Origin of the sequence: Streptomyces echinoruber, assembly GCF_014651135.1 — a bacterium.
GTDB lineage: Bacteria > Actinomycetota > Actinomycetes > Streptomycetales > Streptomycetaceae > Streptomyces > Streptomyces echinoruber.
The window spans coordinates 34999-55889 of sequence record NZ_BMWH01000013.1; the positions used below are offsets into that span (position 1 = coordinate 34999).

Genomic DNA, 20891 nt, shown 5'->3' on the forward strand with positions numbered 1-20891 from the left:
CCACGGGCGCGCCGCCGGCCGATGATCTCCTTGAAGGACAGGACGGCCGCGGCCGTCGCGCTGCCGCCGACGCCCACCGCGACGGGCCACGCGTTGCCGGCCAGGGCCGCCAGGACGGCGGAACCGATGCCGGCCGGCGCCGCCGGCGGGAACACGACGGCGGCGCGCCGGGTCAGGAGCGGTCCGTCCCGGTCGGGACGCGGGGGAACGCGGCCCGGGAGTCCTGTTCCGGCAGGTCCCACGGGTCCTGGGCGGGGCGGACGGGCGTGAACTCGACCCGGCCGTCCGGGCGCACCCGGACGCCGTGCACGGCGGGTTCCGGCAGGCTGTTGTAGTGGAACGGCGTCGAGAAGTAGTAGGCGCCGGTGTCCGGGACGACGACGAGGTCGCCGGGTTCCAGCAGCGGCAGCGCGCGGTCGCGGGCCAGCAGGTCGCCGGCGAAGCAGGCGGGGCCCGCGACGTCCTGGCGGACGGGCCGCCCCCGCTTGAGGCCGCCGCTCCCGTCGTGCGCCTCGATCCGCAGCGGCCAGGCGTCCGGCGCGAAGACGGTCCGGGTGGCGACCTGCGCGCCGGCGTGAGTGACGGCGATCGGCCGGCCTCCCGCGCTCTTGGTGTACTCCACGTACGCGGCCATGAAGCCGTTCTTGGCCAGGACGGAGCGCCCGAACTCGGTGACGAGCGCGTACCCGCCCCCGAAGAGGGCCGGCGCGTGGGCGGCGAGCCGCTCGACGTACGCGCCGAAGGTGGGCGTGACCTCGTCGTCGGCGAAGTTGACGGGCAGCCCGCCGCCGATGTCGATGCCGGCCACCCGGCCCCTGCCGTAAGCGGCGTCGACCTCCTCGGCGAACTCCACGGCCTGCGCCACTCCCCGGGCCATGAGGTCGAGCGGGCAGCCCTGCGAACCGGCGTGCGTGTGCACCCAGGTCAGCCACCGGTGCTTCCCGAACGCCTCCAGCAGCTTTCCGCGGCTGCCCGGGTCCGACAGCGGGACGCCGAACTTGGAGGTGCTCGTCGCCGTGCTCATCGCGGTGATGGAGCCGCCGCCGACCTGGGGGTTGACGCGCACTCCGATGCGCGAGACGGGAACCCGGCCGGCGAGCACCCGGTCGATCCGTTCCAGCTCCTGGAAGTTGTCCGCGTTGACGGCCACTCCCAGGGCCAGGGCGTGCTCGAGTTCCCCACGGGTCTTGGCCGGCGAGTCGAAGACGATCCTCTCCGGCGGGAAACCGGCGGCCAGCGCCCGGGCCAGCTCGCCCGCGGTGGCGACCTCGCAGCCCATGCCGCCGCGCCGCAGCTCCCGCAGGACGGGCACCAGGCAGTTCGCCTTGGCGGCGAACGCGTGCAGGACGGGGACGTCCCCGGGAAAGGCACGGTGCAGGCTCCCGACGGTCTCGGCGACGCCGTCGAGGTCGACGAAGGCGGCCAGCAGGGACTGCTCGGGGTCCAGCAGCCTCTGCCGCACGGCTTCCCGCAGGATGCGCTCACGCCGCAGGGCGGCGGGGGTCGGGCCGGTCATGGTGAGCCTTCCGGTGTCGGGACGGGGCGCCCGGGATCCGGGCGCAGTCCCAGGCTGCCCGCCGCGCCCGCCCGCCGTCTTCACCGCGTCGGCGAAGAGCGCGCCGCCGATGCGGAAGACCGCGCCGCCGATGCGGAAGACCGCACCGCCGATGCGAAAGACCGCACCGCCGATGCGGCGGCCGCGCGCAACGGGCGGCCGCCGACCTCCGGCCCTCATCCGGCCCCGTGCCTCACAGGTACTTCTTCAGCTCCCGCCGCGCCAGCGACCGCTGGTGGACCTCGTCGGGGCCGTCGGCCAGGCGGAGGGTGCGGGCGGCGGCGTACAGCTCGGCCAGGGGGAAGTCCTGGCTGACGCCGCCCGCCCCGTAGAGCTGGATCGCCTGGTCGAGGATGCCGACGACGGTGCGCGGGGTGGCGATCTTGATGGCCTGGATCTCGGTGTGGGCGCCCTTGTTGCCGACGGTGTCCATCATCCAGGCCGTCTTCAGCACCAGCAGCCGCACCTGCTCGACGGCGACCCGGGCGTCGGCGATCCAGTTCTGCACGACGCCCTGCTGGGCGAGCGGCTTGCCGAACGCCGTGCGCGACACCGCCCGCCGGCACATCAGCTCGATCGCCCGCTCGGCCATGCCGATGAGCCGCATGCAGTGGTGGATGCGGCCGGGGCCGAGCCGGGCCTGGGCGATGGCGAAGCCGCCGCCCTCCTCGCCGATCAGGTTCGACACCGGTACGCGCACGTGGTCGAAGACCACCTCCGCGTGACCGCCGTGGTAGTGGTCCTCGTAGCCGAAGACCTGCATCGCCCGCGTCACGGTGACGCCGGGGGTGTCGCGCGGGACGAGCACCATGGACTGCTGGCGGCGGATGTCGGGGCCGTCCGGATCGGTCTTGCCCATGACGATGAAGATCTTGCAGTCCGGGTGCATCGCGCCGGAGATGTACCACTTGCGGCCGGTGATGACGTACTCGTCGCCGTCCCGCTCGATGCGCGTGGTGATGTTGGTGGCGTCGGAGGAGGCCACCTCCGGCTCGGTCATGGCGAACGCCGAGCGGATCTCCCCGGCCAGCAGCGGCTGGAGCCACTGCTTCTTCTGCTCCTCGGTGCCGAACTGGGCCAGCACCTCCATGTTGCCGGTGTCGGGGGCCGCGCAGTTGGTGGCCGTGGGCGCCAGCTGCGGCGAGCGGCCGGTGATCTCGGCGAGCGGGGCGTACTGGAGGTTGGTCAGCCCGGCGCCGTACTCGGCGTCCGGCAGAAACAGGTTCCACAGGCCCTGGCGGCGGGCCTCGGCCTTCAACTCCTCGACCACGGGCGGGGTGTGCCAGGGGGAGGGGAGCTGGGCGCGCTGCTCGTGGGCGACCGGCTCGGCGGGGTGGACGTACTCGTCCATGAAGGCCAGGAGCCGGGCGCGCAGCTCCTCGGTACGGGCGTCGAATGCGAAGTCCATGGTGGATCAGCCCTCCTGGAGGCCCTCGTGAAGCGTCGTCAGACCGTGCTCGATGAAGACGGGGACCAGGTCCCCGATGCGGTCGAATCCCCGCCCGACCGTCTGGCCGAGCGTGTAGCGGTAGTGGATGCCCTCCAGGATCACGGCGAGCTTGAACCAGGCGAACGCCGTGTACCAGGCCACCTGCGACACGTCGCGCCCCGAGCGCGCGGCGTACCGCTGCACCAGTTCGCCCGGTTCCGGGTGGCCCGGGGCCGAGGCGGTCGTGGAGACCGGCGAGTCGGGCAGGTGGAGCGGCACGCTGTACATCACCAGCAGGCCCAGGTCGGTCAGCGGGTCGCCGAGCGTGGACATCTCCCAGTCCAGGACGGCGGTGATCCGGTCGTCGTCGTCGAGCAGGACGTTGTCGAGCCGGTAGTCGCCGTGCACGACGGTGGGGGCGGGGGAGCGGGGCAGGTCGCGGCCGAGGGCCGCGTGCAGCTCGTCGATGCCCGGCAGCTCGCGGCTGCGGGAGGCGGCGAGCTGCTTGCCCCAGCGGCGCAGCTGCCGGTCGAGGAAGCCCTCCGGCCGGCCGAAGTCGTCGAGGCCCACCTCCCGCGGGTCCACCGCGTGCAGGTCGACGAGGGTGTCCACCAGCGACAGCACCGCGCCGCGGGTCCGCTCCGGGCCGAGCGGGGCGAGCTGGTCGGCGGTGCGGTACGGCGTGCCCGGCACGAAGTCCATGACGTAGAACGGTGCCCCCAGCACCTCTTCGTCCTCGCACAGCAGCACCGGGCGCGGCACCGGCACGGACGTGGGGTGCAGGGCGCTGAGCACCCGGTGCTCGCGCCGCATGTCGTGGGCGGTGGCCAGGACGTGGCCGAGCGGGGGACGCCGGACGACCCAGCGCGAGGTGCCGTCGGTGACCGCGTAGGTGAGGTTCGACCGTCCGCCCTCGATCAGCCGGCCGGTCAGCGGCCCGCGCACCAGGCCGGGCCGCTCGCGCTCCAGCAGGGCGTGCAACCGGTCGAGATCGAGTCCGGGCGGGTGGTCGGGTGCCATCGTCTCTCCTACGGGCGGATCTACGGGCGGATGAAGGTGACGCGTCATATGATGCCGACCGGTCGGTATGCCGTCCAGTGCGGGGAGCCGACGTGATCGGTGCCACGGTGCCGGCCGTGATGCCGGCGCGGCCGGACGGGAACCCGCACCCGGTGCCCCTGTCGGACCGCCGCCACGCGAACGGCCCGGATCCGCTCCTTACGGTTTGCGTGGCGCCCGTCGACCCCGGAGGGTCGGATTCCATGAAGGCCATCAGCTACCGCCGCTACGGCGGACCCGAGGTGCTGGAGTACGGAGAGGTGCCCGACCCCAAGGTCGGCCCCGACACGGTGCTGGTGAAGGTGCGCGCAAGCGCCGTGAACCCCGTGGACTGGAAATGCCGCGAGGGCTACCTCGACGCGGTCCTCGACCCCGTCTTCCCGGTGGTCCCGGGCTGGGACCTGGCCGGGGTGGTGGTGCGGCCGGGCCTCGCGGTCACCGAGTTCGCCGAGGGCGACGAGGTCATCGGCTACGTCCGCGAGGACTTCCTCTCCCGCGGCACCTGCGCCGAGTACGTCGCCGCCCCCGTGCGCACCCTGGCCCGCAAACCGGCCGGCCTCTCCTTCGAGGAGGCCGCCGGGCTGCCGCTGGCCGGACTCACCGCCTACCAGGTGCTCACCAAGGCGCTCCGGGTCCGGCGGGGCGAGACGGTGCTGGTGCACGCGGCGGCCGGCGGCGTGGGCTCGCTCGCCGTGCAGATCGCCCACCACCTCGGCGCCCGCGTCATCGGCACCGCGAGCGAGGCCAACCACGACTTCGTGCGCTCCCTCGGCGGGGAGCCGGTGGCCTACGGCGACGGACTCGCCGAACGCGTCCGCGGGCTCGCCCCCGAGGGCGTGGACGCCGCCTTCGACACCATCGGCGGCGACACCATGAAGACCTCCGCCAACCTCCTCGCCCCCGAGGGCCGGCTCGCCTCCATCGCCGACCCCGAGGTGAAGGCGTACGGCGGCCAGTACTGCTTCGTCCGGCCCGACCCGCAGGACCTCACCCGGCTGGCGGAGCTGGCCGAGCAGGGCGCGGTGTCGGTGCACGTCTCCGAGACGTTCCCGCTGCGGCGCACGGCGGACGCGCACCGGCTCAACCAGCAGGGCCGCACCCGCGGCAAGATCGTCATCACGGTGGACTGATCCGGGGGCGTCGTGGACCGATCCGGGACCACCGTGGACTGATCCGGGCGGTGGCGGACCGCCGCCCCGCAGGCGTGCCGCGCCGCCCCGCGGGCGTGCGTGCCGCACCGCACCGCCCCGCGTCACACGACGAGCGCGGCGGCGCCCAGGGCCAGGGCCACCGCGCACAGGGCCGCCGCCGCGGCGAGCCGCGGCGCCATGGCCCGCGGGCGCGGCGTCCGCGCGAGCGCGCGCATGCGGCGTTCGGCGACCAGGAGCAGCCCCAGCCACGCCGCGCAGCAGCCCGCGCACGCCACGACCCCGCCGGGAAGGGCCCCGCCGTGCAGCGCGGTCCGCACGGCGAGGACGGCGGCGGCGGTCCCGGACAGGGTCGTACGCCGCCACGCCAGCCGCGTCCGCTCCGGCTGCAGCCCGGGATCCCGCCCGGCGCCGGCCCCGGTGGCCGCCCCGCTCGTCCCGCCGGTTCCGCCGGTCCCGCCGGTTCCACCCACCCCGCTCAGCCCTCCCACCCGAGCAGGACGACGGCCACCATGGCCACGGCGACCACGGCCACGACCAGGCTGAGGACGGCCGGGAAGCGCGACACCGGCAGGTCCTCCCCGCGTCGCATGGCCCGCTCGCACCGCACCCAGTGGTTCACCGCCCGCAGCGCGCACAGCACGCCCGCCGCGAGCAGCGCCAGCGCGAGACCCACCCGCCAGCCCCGCCCCAGGTCCGGCAGGAACTGGTCCACCGCGAACCCCCCGCCGATCAGCGCCAGCGCCGTGCGCAGCCACGCCAGGAACGTCCGCTCGTTCGCGAGCGAGAACCGGTAGTCCGGCGTACTGCCCTCCCCGCGCACCTCCTCGGGCGCGAACCACAGCCGGACGTTTCGTACGAATCCACTCACGCACAGGACCCTATCCAGGGGTGCCGACGCCGCGGTGAGACGGTCCTCACCCCCCATGACCGTCCTCGCCGCCATGACCGTCTTCCCCCATGATCGTCCTCACCCCATGGACCGGTACGCCTTCAGCCGCTCGTACGCCGCCAGACCGTCCGGCACCCACTCCCACTCCCGCAGCCGCCGCTCCACCTCGTCCTCGGGCAGGAACGCGTGCCAGGCCACCTCCTCGGCCTGCGGCCGCACCGGCAGGTCGCAGCGGACCTCGTAGACGGCCGACCACCAGCTCAGCCCGGCCCCGTCGGAGTAGAGGAACTTGAACAGGTACCGCGGCCGCGGCAGCCCGGTGACGCCGAGCTCCTCCCGCGCCTCGCGCAGCGCCGCGTCGTCGTAGGACTCGCCGGCGCCGACCACCCCGCCGACGAACATGTCGTACAGGGAGGGGAAGACCAGCTTGGTCGGCGTGCGGCGGTGCACGAAGACGCGGCCGTCGGCGTCGCGGGCCTGGACGAAGACGCACCGGTGCCGCAGGCCGCGGGCGTACGCCTCGCCGCGGGGCGCCTGCCCGATCACCCGGTCCTCCTCGTCGACGATGTCGAGGATCTCGTCAGCGGAACTCATGCCCGCCATCCAAGCAGGCGGGTCCCCGGCCCGCCGCGTACGCGGCCCCGGCGGGACGGCCCCGGCGACGACCGCCGCGAGCCCGGCCGCCTCCCGGACCGGCCGCGCCCCGGCGCCGGCGCGCGGCCGGTCCCTGAGGAGACCTACACCGCGGGCGCGGCCGGCCGGCGGCCGTGCACTTCCTGCCCCGCAGGTCGCCCTGTGTCTCAAATGACGCACGTCGAAAGGCAGTTGACGCGTGTAACGGGCCGACGGCGCTTGACGCCGAGTGCGGGCTCCGGGTTTGCTGTGCGTGATCAGTTCATGGCAGCCGGAGACCGCGCCGGGTGATCCGGCTCCCCGTCGCGGCGTGCGAGCCGAAAGGGACCGCAGCGTCCCGCAGGCGACACCGGGCCGGAGAGAGCGCGTGAGGAAGTCCCGCGGTGTCCCCACCCCCGCCTCCCCTGGGCCGCGGCCGCAGACGCGGCGCCCCGGTCCTCGACGCGGCCCTCGACGACGCCGAACTCGTCACCGCGCGGACCGCGTTGGCCCAGGGCCGGTGGCAGGCGGTGCGCTGCCTGCTGAGGAGCACCGGCGACGACTGGGACCGGCGCGGCCACCGGATCACCGTCCTCGCCCTGGAGCCGACCACCGCCGCCTGGACCCGCGACTGGCTGCTGGCCGAACCCGACTCCGCCGACGCCGCGACGCTGCTGGCCCTCGCCCTCGTCCAGGCCGCCCTGCGCGGCAGGGAGAAGCCCGACCGGGCCCGCGAGTCCTGCCGGGCCGCCGCCGGGCTCGCGCCCGCCGACCCCACCCCGTGGCTCGGCCTGCTCCTGCTGGAACGCACCCTGGGCGGCGAGGACGACGTGGTCCGCCTGCTCGACGAGGTCCGCCTGCGCCACCCCGACCACCACCACGCCCACCACCTGGTCGTCGCCCGGCTCGCCGAGCGCCACGCCGCGGCCGGCCCCGACCCGCTGCACGAGGTCTACGACTTCGCCGCCTGGGCCGCCGAACAGGCCCCCGCCGACTCGCCGTTGGCCCTGCTGCCGGTGGTGGCCCACACCGAGCGCTACCGGGCCCTGGCCGCCGCGGGCCTGGAGCCGGCCGACCCCGCCGCCTCCGGGCACTGGGTGGGCCGCCGGGCCCGCCAGGTGATGAAGGCCGCCTTCGACTGGTGGCTGGAGTGGGAGCAGGAGGAGCATCCGCGCCGCATGGTCGACCTCAACTACCTGGCGCACGCCAAGGTGTGCCAGGGCCGGGGCGCCGAGGCCGCCGCCCTGTTCCACCGCATCGGCCCGCACGTCACCGCACAACCGTGGTCGTACCCCGACCGCGATCCGTACACCGCCTTCCGCGCCGCGCGCGACGACGCGCTCGGCACCGTATGACCCACCGCCCCCCGCACCCCGAGCAAGCACCCCGACAGTCCCCGAGCACCCCGACAGCCGGAAAGGACCGACCCGCGATGACGACGGGCAGTTCGCGCACGAGCAGACCGGCCGCCGACGGCGGCATCAGCACCTTCAAGGGGCAGGAGCGCGCGCTGCGCGCCGACCGCCTCGGCACGGGGGGCCTGCTGCTCTCCGTGCTGGCCGCGACCGCCCCCCTCATGGTGGTCGCCGGTGTCATGCCCACCACATTCGCGGTGATCGGCGTCGTCGGCCAGCCGCTGATCTTCGTCCTCCTCGGCGCGGTCCTGGTCCTCTTCGGCGTCGGCTACGCCGAGATGAGCCGGCACGTCCACAACGCCGGAGCCTTCTACGCGTACATCTCCCGCGGCCTGGGCGGCACCGCCGGCGCCTGCGCCGCGCTGGTCGCGCTCGTCGCCTACAACGCCCTGCAGGCCGGCATCTACGGCATCTTCGGCTTCGAGGTCTCCCACCTGTTCGCCACCTACGCCGACGTCACCGTCTCCTGGTGGATCCCGGCCCTGGCGGCCGTCGCCGTCGTCGGCGTGCTCGGCTGGCTGAAGATCGACGTCAACGCGCGCGTGCTCGGCGTGCTGCTGGTCGTCGAGGTCCTCCTCGTCGTCGTCTTCGACCTCGCCGCCGTCACCGACCCCGCCGCGGAGGGCCTGTCCCTGCACGCCTTCGACCCCGGCACGCTCACCGGCGCCGGCGTCGGCACCGCGCTGTGCTTCTGCATCGCCGCCTTCCTCGGCTTCGAGCAGGCGCCCGTCTACGCCGAGGAGACCTCCCGTCCGCACGTCCTCGTCCCGCGCGTGATGTTCCTCGCCGTGGCCGGCGTCGCCGTCTTCTTCGCGCTCAGCAGCTGGGCGCTGACCGTGGCCACCGGCCCGTCGCACATCGTCGCGCAGTCCCGGAAGGAAAGCGCCGGCCTGCTGTTCTCGCTGACCGAGTCCCGCCTCGGCGGCACCTTCACCGACGTGCTGCACGTGCTGTTCGTGACCGGCATGTTCGCGGCCATGCTCAGCTTCCACAACGTCTGCGCCCGCTACGCCTTCGCCATGGGCCGCGAGGGCCTGCTGCCCGCCGCCTTCAGCCGCACCACCAGCGGCGGCGGTGCCCCCGGCACCGGCTCGCTGCTGCAGACCGCCGTCTCCGCGGTGGTCGTCGTCGCCTTCGCGGCCACCGACGGACGGCCGGCCGGCGACCCCACCCAGCCGGTGCTGCACCTGTTCACCTGGTTCGGCAACGTCGGCGCCCTCGGCGTGATCGTGCTGATGGCCGCCGCCAGCCTGTCGGTGATCGTATTCTTCGCGCGGCGCGGCGCGGCGGGCGCCCAGGCGTGGCGGCTGGTCACCTCGGCGCTGGCGGGCCTGGCCCTGCTGGTCATCGCGGTGTACACGGTCAAGGACTTCGACGTCCTCGTCGGCGCCGGGCCCGGTTCCTCCCTGAGCTGGATCCTGCCCGGCATCATCGGCCTCGCCCTGGTCGCGGGCCTGGCGCAGGGCCTGGTCCTGCGCGCCCGCCGCCCCGAGGCGCACGCCCGCATCGGCCTGGGCAACGAGGCGTTCCAACTGGAGAAGGCGGCGGGCGAGACCGCGTAGCCGCCGCGGGGCCGCTGCGGACTCGCCGCGGGCCCGTCTCTGTCCGCCGCCCCGCGGGAACGTGGTTACGGAAACCCTGACGAGCACCCGCAATCCCTGGCCGCGAGGGGAGCGCGGGTGCTCGAATGGCAATGTGACCCTTGAACCACCACCCGAATCGCCCGCGCAGCCGGAGAGGCCGCGGTCCGAGAAGCCGCGGCCGGAACAGCGGCCGCAGTCGGAGAAGCTGCGGCCGCAACCGTCCCGGCCGGAATCGCAGCCGGAATCGCAGCCGCAGCCGCAGCAGGAACGGCCGGAACGGCCGGAACGGCCGGAACAGCCGGAAAAGCCGGAGGAGTTGGAGCGACCGGCGCAGCCCGAGGCAGACGCGGCCGGCCGGCCGATCGGCCGCCGCGTCCTGCTCGGCACCCTCGGCCTGGGCGCGCTCGGCGTGGTCGCCGCGCCCGCCCTGCAGCGCGCCACGGAGTCCCTGCTCGCCGGCGCGGCCGACAAGGACCCCACCGGCCTGACCGGTCTGCTGCCCAACGGCGGCGGCTTCCGCTACTACTCGGTCACCGCCTCCGTCCCGCACCGCACCGCCGCCACCTACCGCCTCACCGTGGACGGCCTGGTCGACCGCCCGCGCACCTACACCCTGGCCGACCTCGAGGCGCTGCCGCAGACCCGCCTGGTGCGCGACGTCCAGTGCGTCACCGGCTGGCGCGTCCCGCACACCCCCTTCACGGGCGTCCGCCTCTCCGTCCTGCTGGACGCGGCCGGCGTCCGCCCCACCGCGCGAGCCGTCCGCTTCACCTGCTTCGACGGCGCCTACACCGAGAGCCTCACCCTCGCCCAGGCCCGCCGCTCCGACGTCCTGGTCGCCCTGCGCCTGCAGGACAAGCCCCTCGGCCACGCCCACGGCGGCCCCGTCCGCCTCTACGTGGCGCCCATGTACTTCTACAAGTCCGCCAAGTGGCTCTCCGGCATCACCGTCACCGACGAGGTGCGGCCGGGCTACTGGGAGGAGCGCGGCTACGACGTGGACGCCTGGGTCGGCCGCTCCAACGGACGCGACGACACCCCTACGAGCTGACCCCACGACCTGACCCCACGAGCCGACCCCACGACCTGACCCCACGGCCGATGCCAAGAGCCACCCCCAAGAGCCGCCCCCACCACCTGACGAGCCGACGATGCCCCTGAGCGCCGACGCCCCGCCCACCACCGCCCGCGTGCGCCGCTTCACCCGCGCCGAACGCTGGGTGCACCGCACCACGGCCGCCCTCATGGGCCTGTGCGTGCTGACCGCGGCCTGCCTCTACGTCCCCCAGCTCGCCGAACTCGTGGGCCGCCGCGACCTCGTCGTCCGCGTCCACGAGATCTCCGGCGTCTGCCTGCCGCTGCCCGTCCTGGCCGGCCTCGCCTCCCGCGCCTTCCGCGCCGACCTGGGCCTCCTCAACCGCTTCGGCCCGCACGACCGCGTCTGGCTGCGCGCCGCCCTGCGCCGCGACCGGCGCCCCGCCTCCCGCCCCGCCGGCAAGTTCAACGCCGGCCAGAAGCTCTACGCCTCCTGGCTCGCCGGCGCCGTCCTCGTCATGCTCGGCACCGGCCTGCTGATGTGGTTCACCCACCTCACCCCGCTGATGTGGCGCACCAGCGCCACCTTCGTCCACGACTGGCTCGCCCTCACCCTCGGCGTCGTCCTCGGCGGCCACATCGGCATGGCCCTCGCCGATCCCGAGGCCCGCCGCGGCCTGCGCACCGGCCGGGTCGGCCGCGACTGGGCGGAGCGCGAACACCCGCTGTGGCGGCCGTGAGCGCCCGAGGATCGCGAGCGCCGGGAACGCGACGGGCCCGCCCGCTCTCCCGGCGCCGGCGTACGGCCGTCGGGGAGCGGGCGGGCCCGCGCCGCCGTACCCCCGCTGGATCACGAGGGAGAGCAGGACGCTAGATCACGAGGGAGAGCAGGAGCACCAGGCCGCCGGCGACCACGGAGATGACGCACTCCATCACCGACCAGGTTTTCAGGTTCTGCCCGACGCTCAGCCCGAAGTACTCCTTGACCAGCCAGAATCCGGCGTCGTTGACATGGCTGAGGAACAGTGAGCCGGCGCCGATGGCCAGGACCAGCAGGGCGGTGTGCGTGGTCGACATGTCGGCCGCGAGCGGCGCGACCAGACCGGCCGCCGAGACGGTCGCGACCGTCGCCGAGCCCGTCGCCAGCCGGATCGCCACCGCGATCAGCCAGGCCAGCAGCAGCGCCGGGATCGACCAGTCCTTGGATATGTCCAGCACCATCCGGCCCACGCCGCAGTCGATCAGCGTCTGTTTGAAGCCGCCGCCCGCGCCCACGATGAGCAGGATGCCCGCGATGGGCGCCAGGCCCTTCTCGACCGCCTCCGACAGCCGCTGCCCGGTGATCCCGGCCGGCCGGCCCAGCGTGAAGATGCCCACGACGACCGCCGCGAGCAGGGCGATGAGCGGCGAGCCGATCACGTCGAAGACGCGCTGCACGGTGTGCTGCGGGTCGTCGACGACGATGTCCACCAGCGCCTTGGCCAGCATGAGCACGACCGGCAGCAGCATCGTGCCCAGGGTGACGCCGAAACCGGGCCGCCGCTCCAGCTCCTCCGAGGTGCGCTGGGGGATCATGCGGTCCGGCGCCTGGACGTCCACCCAGCGGGCGGCGAACCGGGAGAAGACCGGACCGGCGACGATCACCGTCGGGATCGCCACCAGCACGCCGAGCGCGAGCGTCACCCCGAGGTCGGCCTTCACCGCGTCGATCGCGGCGAGCGGGCCGGGGTGCGGCGGGATCAGGCCGTGCATCACGGACAGGCCCGCCAGCGCCGGGATGCCGATGCGCATCAGCGAGTAGTTGCCGCGCCGGGCGACCATCAGCACCACCGGGATCAGCAGCACGATGCCGACCTCGAAGAACAGCGGCAGCCCGATGACGGAGGCGATCAGCACCATCGCCCACGGCATCGCCCGCCCCCCGGCCCGGGCCAGGATGGTGTCGACGATCTGGTCGGCGCCGCCGGAGTCGGCGAGCAGCCGGCCCAGGATCGCGCCCAGCGCGATCAGTACGCCCACACCCGCCACGGTCGACCCGAGACCGGTGCCGAAGCTGATGATGACCTTGTCGAGCGGGGCCCCGGCGAACGCCCCGAGCGCCAGCGACCCGATGGTCAGCGCCAGGAAGGCGTGGAGTTTGAACCGGGTGATGAGCAGGACGATGACGGCGATGCCCGCCAGCACGGCGATGCCCAACCGGGCGTGGCCCGCGGAGGTGATCGGCTCGACGGTGTCCGCTGCCAGCATCTCGACGCTGAGTCTGGTCACGGTGGTTTCCTTGCGGTACGGGGACAGGGGAGGGCGCCGGGGCCGTCGCGGGTGCGCCACGGTCCGCGGTGCGGTGGTGCCGTGGGGGGTGTGGTGCCGTGGGGGGTGGTGCTGTGGGGTGGGGGGTGGTGAACCGGCGTCAGGAGGCGGGCTCGGGGAGCCTGCGCAGGGCGTTCGCCGCGCGCTCGGTGATCTCCTCCGGGCTGCCCGCGACGTCCACCTCGACGCCCGGCTCGTCCGGCCCGAGCGGTTCGAGCGTGGCGAACTGGGAGTCGAGCAGCGCCGTGGGCATGAAGTGCCCCCGCCGGTGCGACATCCGGTCCTCGATCAGCGCGCGGCCGCCGGTGAGGTGCACGAACACCAACCCGGGGGCCGCCGCGCGCAACCGGTCCCGGTAGGACCGCTTCAGCGCCGAGCAACTGACCACCCCGCCCAGCCCGGACCGCTCGTGCGCCCAGGCGCCGATGGCGTCCAGCCAGGGCCGGCGGTCGTCGTCCGTCAGCGGGACGCCGGCCGACATCTTGGCGATGTTGGCCGGCGGGTGGAACTCGTCGCCCTCGGCGTACGGGACGCCGAACCGGGCCGCGAGCAGGGGACCGATGGTGGTCTTGCCGGTGCCCGCGACGCCCATGACCACGACGACGTGGGGGGTGCTCATCGCTGCCTCACTGGTTGCGCTGTCTTCTTCGACACGTGATGTCGACGCAACTGAAACCCATTAGGTACGACGAATTCAAGAGTCTGCGCCAAATAAGTCTGACTTTTTGTTCGCGTGATCCACCCCGTACTCTGAGTCGCATGAGCACACCGGGCCGGGGGCTGCACGGCCGTGTACTGGACACCCTCGGCCCCGCCATCACCGCGGGCGAGTACCCACCGGGCAGCGTCCTGCGCACCGACGAACTCGCCCAGCGCTTCGAGGTCTCCCGCTCGGTGATGCGCGAGGCGGTGCGGGTCCTGGAATCGATGCACCTGGTCGAGTCCCGCCGCCGCGTGGGCGTGACGGTCCTGCCTCCGGCGCGGTGGAACGTCTACGACCCGCAGGTCATCCGCTGGCGCCTGGCCGGCGCCGACCGCCCGCGCCAGCTGCGCTCGCTCACCGTGCTGCGCTCGGCGATCGAACCGGTAGCCGCGCGCCTGGCGGCCCGGCACGCCACGCCCGAGCAGTGCGCCCAACTCACCGAGTGCGCCCTCGGCATGGTCGCCAACTCACGCGGCCACCGCCTGCAGGAGTACCTCGTCCACGACGTCGCCTTCCACCGCGTGATCCTCGACGCCTCCGGCAACGAGATGTTCGCCCGCCTCGGCGACGTCGTCGCGGAGGTCCTGGCCGGCCGCACCCACCACGACGTCATGTTCGACGACCCCGACCCGGCCGCCGTCACCCTCCACGTCCGGCTCGCCGAGGCCGTCCGCGCCGGCGACGCGGCCCGCGCGGAGGAACTCACCCGCGAAATCACCCTGGGGGCGCTGCAGGAACTGGACATCCTGGCGCCGTAGCCGTAGCCGTAGCCGTAGCCGTAGCCGTAGCCGTAGCCGAGCCGGACCGGACCGGAGTCGGATCGGAGTCGGCGGCCGGGCCGCGGCCGCGCCGGACCCCGGCGCTACGGCTACTCCAGGAACTCCCCGTCCACGTACACCCACGCCCCGTCGAGGCGCTCGAACCGGCTCCGCTCGTGCAGCACGCCGCCCCGGTAGGAGGCGCGGAAGGTCACCGTCCCGGTGCGGTGGAAGGCGGAGCCGCCGCTGGTGTCCAGCACCTCCAGGCCGGTCCACCGCATCCCCGGGTCCAGGTCGAGCCGCGCCGGCCGGGTGCGCGGATGCCAGGTCCGCAGCAGGTACCCCGCGTCACCCTTCACGAAGGCGCTGTAGCGCGACCGCATCAGCGCCTCGGCACTCGGCGCGGCGGCGGCACCGGAGTGCAGACGGCCGCAGCACTCCTCGTACACCCGGGGCAGCCCGCACGGGCAGGTACGCGTGGTCATGCCCGCCATTCTGCCGCCTGCCCGCGCAGCGGTCCGCGCACGGGGGTCCGGAGGACCGGCGGACATCCGCACCTGCGCGAGGGCCCTGCCGGCCGACGGGAACCGGCAGGGCCCTCACGGGCGTACGAACGTCAGACCCGCGGCTCCGACGAGGCCAGCCCGACCAACCCCGCCCACGCCTCACGCGAGACCGTGAGGACGGGTCCGGCGACGGCCTTGGAGTCGCGGACGTGCACAACTGCCTTGGCGGCAGCGACTTCTACGCACTGACCACCCTCGGTTCCGCTGTAGCTGCTCTTGAACCAGACGAGGCCGGATGCGGGGGTCGAGGACTCGACGTTGTTCATAGCGCTCCCAGCAACCCTTCGACGAACTTCATCGACTCTCGCGGACTGAGAGCCTGTGATCGGATGATCCCATAGCGTGCGGCCGCGAGAGCCGTCTGTTCCGGGTCGGTCTCAAAAACACTGGTCGCGTGCGTCTCGGCGTAGACGAACTTCTTGCCGTCCTTCCGGGTGGCGACCGTGAACGGCCCGTTCACGCCTGCGTTCTCCTCACACTCGGTCGGCATGACCTGGATCTCGACGTTCTGCTTCTGGCCGATGAGGAGGATGAGTTCCAGTTGTCCCCGCAGCACGTCCGTGCCGCCGTACCGGTGCCGCAGCACCGCCTCATCCATCACGAAGCTCAAAAGTGGGGCGGGTCGCCGGTCGAAGATGTCCTGCCGGGCCAACCGAGCGGCCACCCGCTGCTCGACCGTTTCCGGGTCCAGGGGCGGACGCCGCATCGCGAGCAGCGCCCTCATGTACTCCTCGGTCTGAAGCAGCCCGTTGACGACATGGGTGTCGTACATGAGCAGTTCAAGGCACTCCTTCTCCAGGACCGCCATCCCCTGGAAGAACACCGGGTACTGGGCCCGCTCCACCTGCTCCTTCCACACGCACAGCAGCCCGCCCGCCTCCAGTACCTCGTCGGCCCGCTCGATCGTCCTGGGCGACGGAATCCTCCGTCCCTGCTCGAACGACGCGACGGTGGACGCCGAGTACCCGAGCCGCCTGCCGAACTCCTCGCGCTCCAGCCCCTTTCGCAGCCGCAGCATCTTCATGGTCTGCCCGAACGCGACGATGACGCCCCGCCCGGCCTCGTCCTCCGGCCGCCGCCCGGCCCCGCCGTCGTTCACCCGGCCGTCCCCGGGGCTCACGACCGCCGCTCCCGTGCCGCCGTTCCCACGCTCCCCGGGGGCCGCTCCGGCCCCCGCCTCCGCGTCCTTGCGCTCCGTCATGTCCCTCACCACTCCCTCGCCACCTCCCTGGCCCAACGCCCGCGCGGAGGAAGCCGTTACGGCGCGCGGCGCCTACAGGCGCGGGCGCCGCGCGTACAGTCGCCCTCTGTCGTCGCGTGGTCACCGGGCCGGAGCCGACGGGACCGACGGGCCGACGAGACCGACGGGGCTGGTGGGGCCGGCGATGGTGGTCGGAGGGGCGGCGCCCGGTTCGACGGGCAGGGGGGCAGGGGGCCGGTGCGTCCGCTGTGCCCTGAATCAGCACGAATCAGCGCGACTCGGCGCGACTCGGTGCGAAAACGCGACGAGGACCGCGACCGTCAGGTCGAGGTCCTCGCGTCCGTGTCGTCACGGTGAGTGTCCGAGGGGGGACTTGAACCCCCACGCCCTTAAACGGGCACTAGCACCTCAAGCTAGCGCGTCTGCCATTCCGCCACCCGGACTTGGTGTGGGTCTGACCGGCGGGGGTTTCCCCGCGCGGCGACGGAGGAAACTTTACCAGGCTTTCGAGGCCGCCGATCACCCCCCGGCCCCGCGTGAACGGCGTGTGACGGGGCCGGGCCCGTCTTGGGGCGCGGGCCCGGTAGGGGGAGGATGAGGGGACCACCAGCAGGGACACCGGGAGGTAGCAGCGTGAGCGACACGGACACGGCCAGGGGCGTCACCGGCGAGGACGAGGTCGTGGACCTCTGCCGCGACCTGATCCGGATCGACACCAGCAACTACGGCGACCACTCCGGCCCGGGCGAGCGCAAGGCCGCCGAGTACGTCGCCGAGAAGCTCGCCGAGGTGGGCCTCGAACCGAGGATCTTCGAGTCGCACCCGGGTCGCGCCTCCACCGTGGCCCGCATCGAGGGCGAGGACCCGTCCCGGCCCGCGCTGCTCATCCACGGCCACCTGGACGTCGTACCGGCCAACGCGGCCGACTGGACCCACGGCCCGTTCTCCGGCGAGATCGCCGACGGCTGCGTGTGGGGGCGCGGCGCCGTCGACATGAAGGACATGGACGCCATGACGCTGGCGGTCGTCCGCGACCGGCTGCGCAGCGGGCGCCGGCCGTCGCGCGACGTCGTGCTGGCCTTCCTCGCCGACGAGGAGGCCGGCGGCACCTACGGCGCCCGGTACCTCGTCGACCACCACCCGGACCTCTTCGAGGGCGTCACCGAGGCGATCAGCGAGGTCGGCGGATTCTCGTTCACGGTGAACGAGCAGCGGCGGCTGTACCTGATCCAGACCGCCGAGAAGGGCATGCACTGGATGAAGCTGACCGTGGCCGGCACCGCCGGGCACGGCTCGATGATCCACCGGGACAACGCGATCACCGAGCTGTCCGAGGCCGTCGCCCGCCTCGGCCGGCACAAGTTCCCGGTGCGGGTCACCAAGACCACCCGGGCCTTCCTCGACGAACTCGGCGACGCGCTCGGCACCGAGCTGGACCCGGAGGACATGGAGTCCACGCTCGCCCGGCTCGGCGGCATCGCCAAGCTCATCGGGGCCACGCTGAGCAACACCGCCAACCCCACCCAGCTCGGCGCCGGCTACAAGGTCAACGTCATTCCGGGCGAGGCCACCGCGCACGTCGACGGCCGCTTCCTGCCCGGCTACGAGGAGGAGTTCCTCGCCGACCTCGACCGCATCCTCGGCCCCCGGGTCAAGCGCGAGGACGTGCACGCCGACAAGGCCGTCGAGACCACCTTCGACGGGGCGCTGGTGGAGGCCATGCAGTCCGCGCTGGTCGCCGAGGACCCGGCCGCCAAGGCCATCCCGTACATGCTGTCCGGCGGCACCGACGCCAAGTCCTTCGACGACCTCGGCATCCGCGGCTTCGGCTTCGCGCCGCTGAAGCTGCCGCCGGAGCTGGACTTCGCGGGCATGTTCCACGGCGTCGACGAGCGCGTCCCGGTGGAGGGCCTGAAGTTCGGCGTGCGGGTGCTCGACCGGTTCCTCGACGCGGCCTGACGGACCGTCCGGCACGGTACTGTCCGACCCGGCGCTGTCCCGCCCGGCGCTGTCCCGCCCGGCACCGTCCGGCCCGGCACCGTCCGGCCCGGCACTGTCCGGCTCCGCACCGTCCGGCCTTCCGTGACACCGCGGTAATCGGTCGGGTGTGCGGGTTTTACCGGAAAGGGTGATTGCGACCATACGCTCGTAGCTCGATTACCTCCTCGTCGTTACTGGTGACGTGATCCGCGATGTGGATCACTTTGCTCATGAGGAGGAAGAATGATCAAGAAGGTCGTCGCCACTGCCGCTGTCACCGGTGGTCTGGTTCTCGCCGGTGCGGGTCTGGCCGTTGCCGACGCCGGTGCCCAGGGGGCCGCGGTGCACTCCCCGGGTGTCGCCTCCGGCAACGTCGTCCAGGTGCCCGTCCACGTCCCGGTGAACGTCTGCGGCAACACGGTCAACGTCATCGGCCTGCTGAACCCCGCCTTCGGCAACGCCTGCGTCAACAAGTGACGTCGTGCCCCGTTCCGGGCGGGGCCGACTCGTCGACTCCATGGGGGTCTGGCCGTCGGCCCCGGAGCGCGCGCCCCGCGCTCCGGGGCCGACCGGCTTCCGGAAGGTCCGAAGAAGCGTCGAAAGCAGGGAATCAGCAATGCGACAGGTCACCCGCAAGGGCCTGATGACCGTGGCGGCCGCCACCGGCGTGCTCGCCGCGGCAGGGGGTTACGCCCACGCCGACTCCGGGGCGCACGGCTCCGCGACCGGCTCGCCCGGCGTGCTGTCGGGCAACACGGTGCAGGTGCCGGTGAACGTGCCGGTCAACGTCTGTGGCAACACCGTCGACGTCGTCGGGATCCTCAACCCGGCGGTGGGCAACACCTGCGTCAACCACGACGGCGGGGACGCGTCCCAGCGCGGGCACGGCGGCTCCGGGCACGCCGGCTCGCACGCGCACTCCGGGCACGCGGGCTCCGGCGGCGGAGCGCACGCCGGCGGGCACGCCGACGGTTCCCCGGGCGTCGCCTCCGGCAACGTCATCCAGGTGCCCGTCAACGCCCCGGTGAACGTCTGCGGCAACAGCGTCAACGTGATCGGCGCGGGCAACGCGACCGCGGGCAACGACTGCGCCAACGGCGGGCACCACGGCACCCGTCCGGGCGGCGGCCACCGGACCAACCCGCCCGGACACCCGGGGCACCCGGGCCACCCCGGTCACCCGGGCAACCCGGAAGGTCCGCGGCACCCGGGGACGCCGGAGCAGCCGGGCGGGCACTCCGGCGGCTCGGGTGACACGCCGGGGCACGTCCCCGGACCGGGCGGGGCCACGGACACCTCCGCGCACCGGAGCCTGCCGCGCACGCACCTCGTGACCCCCGCGGCCGACAGCGCGGCGCAGCTCGCCCACACCGGCAGCGGACTGCCCCTCGGCGTCGTCCTGCCGACCGGCGCGGGCGCGCTCCTCGCGGGCGCCGTCCTCTACCGCCGGGCGCGCGCCTCGGCGTAGGGGGACGCCCGGCCCCGACCGGGGTACGGAGCGGGATCCGCGCCCGCGGGCACCGCTCCGTCCCGCCGTCCGCCGCTCACCACGTGGCACGCACCTGGCGGATGATCCGCCGGCGCAACCGCACCCTGCGGCTGCCGTCGCGCAGCAGGCTCAGACGGTACAGCTCCCAGTGACCGTACTCGGCGTGATCCGTCAACAGCCGTGTCGTCTCCTTGCGGGACACCCCGCGCGGGACGTACACGTCGACAAATTCGTATTCCGGCATCGCATCTATTGTGCGGGCTGGGGCCCGGTACGGATAGCGTCTGCAGTATGTCTGATGCTGCGCAGCCCACCGCTGCCGAGGTACGCGCCGCCGCGGAGGCGCTCAAGGCCGCGCTCGACCGTCACCTGGCGGCGGTCGAACGCCGGTCGGGGGAGGACGACCCCGCCGTCTACGAGGCGTTCAACCAGCTCGCCTCGGCCGCCGAGGCGTACGACGAGCTGCTCTACGACCGCTATGACGAGGTCACGCCCTTCGAGATCCCCGGCGCGGAGGACACGCTGCCGCCGTACACGGGCCCCGAGGAGCCGCACGCCCTGAGCGTCCTGATCCGCCGCGACTACACCGTGGCGGATCCGCAGCGGCTGCTGGCGCAGGCGCGGCGGGTGGAGGCGGCGGACGGCGAGGAGGGCACCGGCACGGACGCCACTGGCACCGTCCACGGTGCGCTGGGCATCCTGTTCGGCGAGTACGAGCCCGACGAGATCGCCTCCCGGCACAAGGAGTTCGGCCTGGAGGAGGGCGACTCCACGCTGTGGGTGACGGCCGCCGACGAGCCCGCCGACCCCGGCGAATGGCTCGAGGCGCCGTTCGAGCAGGCCGACCCGCAGCGGGTGGTCTGCCGCTTCGACGTCAGCGCGGTCTTCGACGACGACGCGATCGACGAGGACGACCTCGAGGACGACGACCTGGAGGCGGAGCTGGACGACGAAGGAGACGAAGAAGACGCCGACGGGGACGAGGACGACGAGGACCTGGAGCCCCTGGACGCCGACCGCTAGCCACCGGCGGCGACTCCGGGCGGTTCCCGGGCGACCTCCAGGCGGCTCCGGGTACGGGACGGCGGATGCCGGGCGCTGCGCCCGGCATCCGCCGTCCCGTCGTACCGGGGGCGTGCCCGCCCGTTGTGCCGGGGCC

General features: G+C 73.6%; 22 protein-coding genes and 1 tRNA gene. 10 read left to right on the forward strand and 13 right to left on the reverse strand.

Translation table 11 applies throughout. The features are described from left to right. Positions 1 to 172: 172 nt before the first annotated feature. The 3 genes from IE225_RS16570 to IE225_RS16580 form a co-directional block, all read right to left on the reverse strand. Complete coding sequence (locus IE225_RS16570) at positions 173 to 1516, reverse strand: type III PLP-dependent enzyme domain-containing protein (RefSeq protein ID WP_190058295.1); 1344 nt, start codon at positions 1514 to 1516, stop codon at positions 173 to 175. Between the two features lie 232 nt (positions 1517 to 1748). Beyond that, positions 1749 to 2963: an acyl-CoA dehydrogenase gene (locus IE225_RS16575; protein WP_190058296.1), complete on the reverse strand. Its 1215-nt coding sequence runs from the start codon at positions 2961 to 2963 to the stop codon at positions 1749 to 1751. 6 nt (positions 2964 to 2969) lie between these two features. Further along, entirely contained in the window at positions 2970 to 4004 is a 1035-nt protein-coding gene (locus tag IE225_RS16580; RefSeq protein WP_190058297.1) for a phosphotransferase family protein, read from the reverse strand. A 242-nt stretch (positions 4005 to 4246) separates the two neighbouring features. Here IE225_RS16580 and IE225_RS16585 point away from each other — a divergent pair, with 242 nt between their 5' ends. Next, a complete protein-coding gene (locus tag IE225_RS16585; protein ID WP_190058298.1) occupies positions 4247 to 5173 on the forward strand; it encodes an NADP-dependent oxidoreductase in 927 nt (308 codons plus the stop codon). Between the two features lie 122 nt (positions 5174 to 5295). Here the strand turns inward: IE225_RS16585 and IE225_RS16590 are convergent, their stop codons facing one another. The 3 genes from IE225_RS16590 to IE225_RS16600 form a co-directional block, all read right to left on the reverse strand. Further along, entirely contained in the window at positions 5296 to 5664 is a 369-nt protein-coding gene (locus IE225_RS16590) for a DUF202 domain-containing protein (protein ID WP_190058299.1), read from the reverse strand. Between the two features lie 5 nt (positions 5665 to 5669). After that, complete coding sequence (locus IE225_RS16595) at positions 5670 to 6062, reverse strand: YidH family protein (protein WP_190058300.1); 393 nt, start codon at positions 6060 to 6062, stop codon at positions 5670 to 5672. 99 nt (positions 6063 to 6161) lie between these two features. Then, positions 6162 to 6677, reverse strand: a complete 516-nt coding sequence (locus IE225_RS16600) for an NUDIX hydrolase (RefSeq protein ID WP_190058301.1) — start codon at positions 6675 to 6677, stop codon at positions 6162 to 6164. Positions 6678 to 7099: 422 nt separating this feature from the next. Between IE225_RS16600 and IE225_RS16605 the strand changes: the two genes are divergently transcribed. The 4 genes from IE225_RS16605 to IE225_RS16620 all read left to right on the forward strand — a co-directional run bounded on the left by IE225_RS16605 (position 7100) and on the right by IE225_RS16620 (position 11468). After that, positions 7100 to 8050, forward strand: coding sequence for a hypothetical protein (locus tag IE225_RS16605; protein ID WP_190058302.1), 951 nt, complete (start codon positions 7100 to 7102; stop codon positions 8048 to 8050). Positions 8051 to 8127: 77 nt separating this feature from the next. Then, positions 8128 to 9672: an APC family permease gene (locus IE225_RS16610; RefSeq protein WP_190058303.1), complete on the forward strand. Its 1545-nt coding sequence runs from the start codon at positions 8128 to 8130 to the stop codon at positions 9670 to 9672. A gap of 337 nt (positions 9673 to 10009) precedes the next feature. Continuing rightward, complete coding sequence (locus tag IE225_RS16615; protein WP_190058304.1) at positions 10010 to 10744, forward strand: molybdopterin-dependent oxidoreductase; 735 nt, start codon at positions 10010 to 10012, stop codon at positions 10742 to 10744. Between the two features lie 100 nt (positions 10745 to 10844). After that, positions 10845 to 11468, forward strand: a complete 624-nt coding sequence (locus IE225_RS16620; RefSeq protein WP_190058305.1) for a cytochrome b/b6 domain-containing protein — start codon at positions 10845 to 10847, stop codon at positions 11466 to 11468. 130 nt (positions 11469 to 11598) lie between these two features. Here IE225_RS16620 and IE225_RS16625 read toward each other — a convergent pair whose 3' ends face one another. Continuing rightward, complete coding sequence (locus tag IE225_RS16625; protein ID WP_190058306.1) at positions 11599 to 12996, reverse strand: GntP family permease; 1398 nt, start codon at positions 12994 to 12996, stop codon at positions 11599 to 11601. Between the two features lie 139 nt (positions 12997 to 13135). Next, positions 13136 to 13654: a gluconokinase gene (locus IE225_RS16630; RefSeq protein WP_190058307.1), complete on the reverse strand. Its 519-nt coding sequence runs from the start codon at positions 13652 to 13654 to the stop codon at positions 13136 to 13138. A 140-nt stretch (positions 13655 to 13794) separates the two neighbouring features. On the opposite strand from IE225_RS16630, the gene IE225_RS16635 reads away from it, so the two are divergent. Beyond that, complete coding sequence (locus IE225_RS16635; protein ID WP_190058308.1) at positions 13795 to 14496, forward strand: FadR/GntR family transcriptional regulator; 702 nt, start codon at positions 13795 to 13797, stop codon at positions 14494 to 14496. A gap of 110 nt (positions 14497 to 14606) precedes the next feature. On the opposite strand, the gene IE225_RS16640 is transcribed toward IE225_RS16635, so the two are convergent. The 4 genes from IE225_RS16640 to IE225_RS16655 all read right to left on the reverse strand — a co-directional run bounded on the left by IE225_RS16640 (position 14607) and on the right by IE225_RS16655 (position 16706). Beyond that, positions 14607 to 14981 carry a YchJ family protein gene (locus tag IE225_RS16640; RefSeq protein ID WP_190058309.1) on the reverse strand — a complete coding sequence of 125 codons (375 nt, stop codon included), beginning with the start codon at positions 14979 to 14981 and terminating at the stop codon, positions 14607 to 14609. A gap of 131 nt (positions 14982 to 15112) precedes the next feature. Then, positions 15113 to 15328, reverse strand: coding sequence for a DUF397 domain-containing protein (locus IE225_RS16645; protein WP_190058310.1), 216 nt, complete (start codon positions 15326 to 15328; stop codon positions 15113 to 15115). Continuing rightward, the gene (locus IE225_RS16650) at positions 15325 to 16263 is read right to left on the reverse strand and encodes a helix-turn-helix domain-containing protein (RefSeq protein WP_190058311.1); all 939 of its coding nucleotides are present in this window, start codon (positions 16261 to 16263) and stop codon (positions 15325 to 15327) included. The genes IE225_RS16645 and IE225_RS16650 overlap by 4 nt, the downstream gene beginning before the upstream one ends. Positions 16264 to 16621: 358 nt before the next feature. Beyond that, positions 16622 to 16706 (reverse strand) — tRNA-Leu (locus tag IE225_RS16655). Positions 16707 to 16896: 190 nt separating this feature from the next. Between IE225_RS16655 and IE225_RS16660 the strand changes: the two genes are divergently transcribed. The 3 genes from IE225_RS16660 to IE225_RS33905 all read left to right on the forward strand — a co-directional run bounded on the left by IE225_RS16660 (position 16897) and on the right by IE225_RS33905 (position 19711). Further along, entirely contained in the window at positions 16897 to 18222 is a 1326-nt protein-coding gene (locus IE225_RS16660; protein WP_190058312.1) for a M20/M25/M40 family metallo-hydrolase, read from the forward strand. A 264-nt stretch (positions 18223 to 18486) separates the two neighbouring features. Continuing rightward, positions 18487 to 18720: a chaplin ChpH gene (chpH, locus tag IE225_RS16665; RefSeq protein ID WP_190058313.1), complete on the forward strand. Its 234-nt coding sequence runs from the start codon at positions 18487 to 18489 to the stop codon at positions 18718 to 18720. Between the two features lie 139 nt (positions 18721 to 18859). Next, positions 18860 to 19711, forward strand: a complete 852-nt coding sequence (locus tag IE225_RS33905) for a chaplin (RefSeq protein ID WP_190058314.1) — start codon at positions 18860 to 18862, stop codon at positions 19709 to 19711. Positions 19712 to 19787: 76 nt separating this feature from the next. Here IE225_RS33905 and IE225_RS16675 read toward each other — a convergent pair whose 3' ends face one another. Beyond that, positions 19788 to 19976, reverse strand: a complete 189-nt coding sequence (locus tag IE225_RS16675; RefSeq protein ID WP_027758838.1) for a DUF5703 family protein — start codon at positions 19974 to 19976, stop codon at positions 19788 to 19790. A gap of 47 nt (positions 19977 to 20023) precedes the next feature. On the opposite strand from IE225_RS16675, the gene IE225_RS16680 reads away from it, so the two are divergent. Then, positions 20024 to 20755: a hypothetical protein gene (locus IE225_RS16680; protein WP_190058315.1), complete on the forward strand. Its 732-nt coding sequence runs from the start codon at positions 20024 to 20026 to the stop codon at positions 20753 to 20755. Positions 20756 to 20891 lie beyond the last annotated feature (136 nt).

Bases quoted from the DNA above. Each gene is read 5' to 3' on its own strand.
- IE225_RS16570 (WP_190058295.1), bottom strand. From the start codon at position 1,516: ATGACCGGCCCGACCCCCGCCGCCCTGCGGCGTGAGCGCATCCTGCGG.
- IE225_RS16575 (WP_190058296.1), bottom strand. From the start codon at position 2,963: ATGGACTTCGCATTCGACGCCCGTACCGAGGAGCTGCGCGCCCGGCTC.
- IE225_RS16580 (WP_190058297.1), bottom strand. From the start codon at position 4,004: ATGGCACCCGACCACCCGCCCGGACTCGATCTCGACCGGTTGCACGCC.
- IE225_RS16585 (WP_190058298.1), top strand. From the start codon at position 4,247: ATGAAGGCCATCAGCTACCGCCGCTACGGCGGACCCGAGGTGCTGGAG.
- IE225_RS16600 (WP_190058301.1), bottom strand. From the start codon at position 6,677: ATGAGTTCCGCTGACGAGATCCTCGACATCGTCGACGAGGAGGACCGG.
- IE225_RS16610 (WP_190058303.1), top strand. From the start codon at position 8,128: ATGACGACGGGCAGTTCGCGCACGAGCAGACCGGCCGCCGACGGCGGC.
- IE225_RS16620 (WP_190058305.1), top strand. From the start codon at position 10,845: ATGCCCCTGAGCGCCGACGCCCCGCCCACCACCGCCCGCGTGCGCCGC.
- IE225_RS16630 (WP_190058307.1), bottom strand. From the start codon at position 13,654: ATGAGCACCCCCCACGTCGTCGTGGTCATGGGCGTCGCGGGCACCGGC.
- IE225_RS16635 (WP_190058308.1), top strand. From the start codon at position 13,795: ATGAGCACACCGGGCCGGGGGCTGCACGGCCGTGTACTGGACACCCTC.
- IE225_RS16640 (WP_190058309.1), bottom strand. From the start codon at position 14,981: ATGACCACGCGTACCTGCCCGTGCGGGCTGCCCCGGGTGTACGAGGAG.
- IE225_RS16645 (WP_190058310.1), bottom strand. From the start codon at position 15,328: ATGAACAACGTCGAGTCCTCGACCCCCGCATCCGGCCTCGTCTGGTTC.
- IE225_RS16650 (WP_190058311.1), bottom strand. From the start codon at position 16,263: ATGACGGAGCGCAAGGACGCGGAGGCGGGGGCCGGAGCGGCCCCCGGG.
- chpH (WP_190058313.1), top strand. From the start codon at position 18,487: ATGATCAAGAAGGTCGTCGCCACTGCCGCTGTCACCGGTGGTCTGGTT.
- IE225_RS33905 (WP_190058314.1), top strand. From the start codon at position 18,860: ATGCGACAGGTCACCCGCAAGGGCCTGATGACCGTGGCGGCCGCCACC.
- IE225_RS16675 (WP_027758838.1), bottom strand. From the start codon at position 19,976: ATGCCGGAATACGAATTTGTCGACGTGTACGTCCCGCGCGGGGTGTCC.
- IE225_RS16680 (WP_190058315.1), top strand. From the start codon at position 20,024: ATGTCTGATGCTGCGCAGCCCACCGCTGCCGAGGTACGCGCCGCCGCG.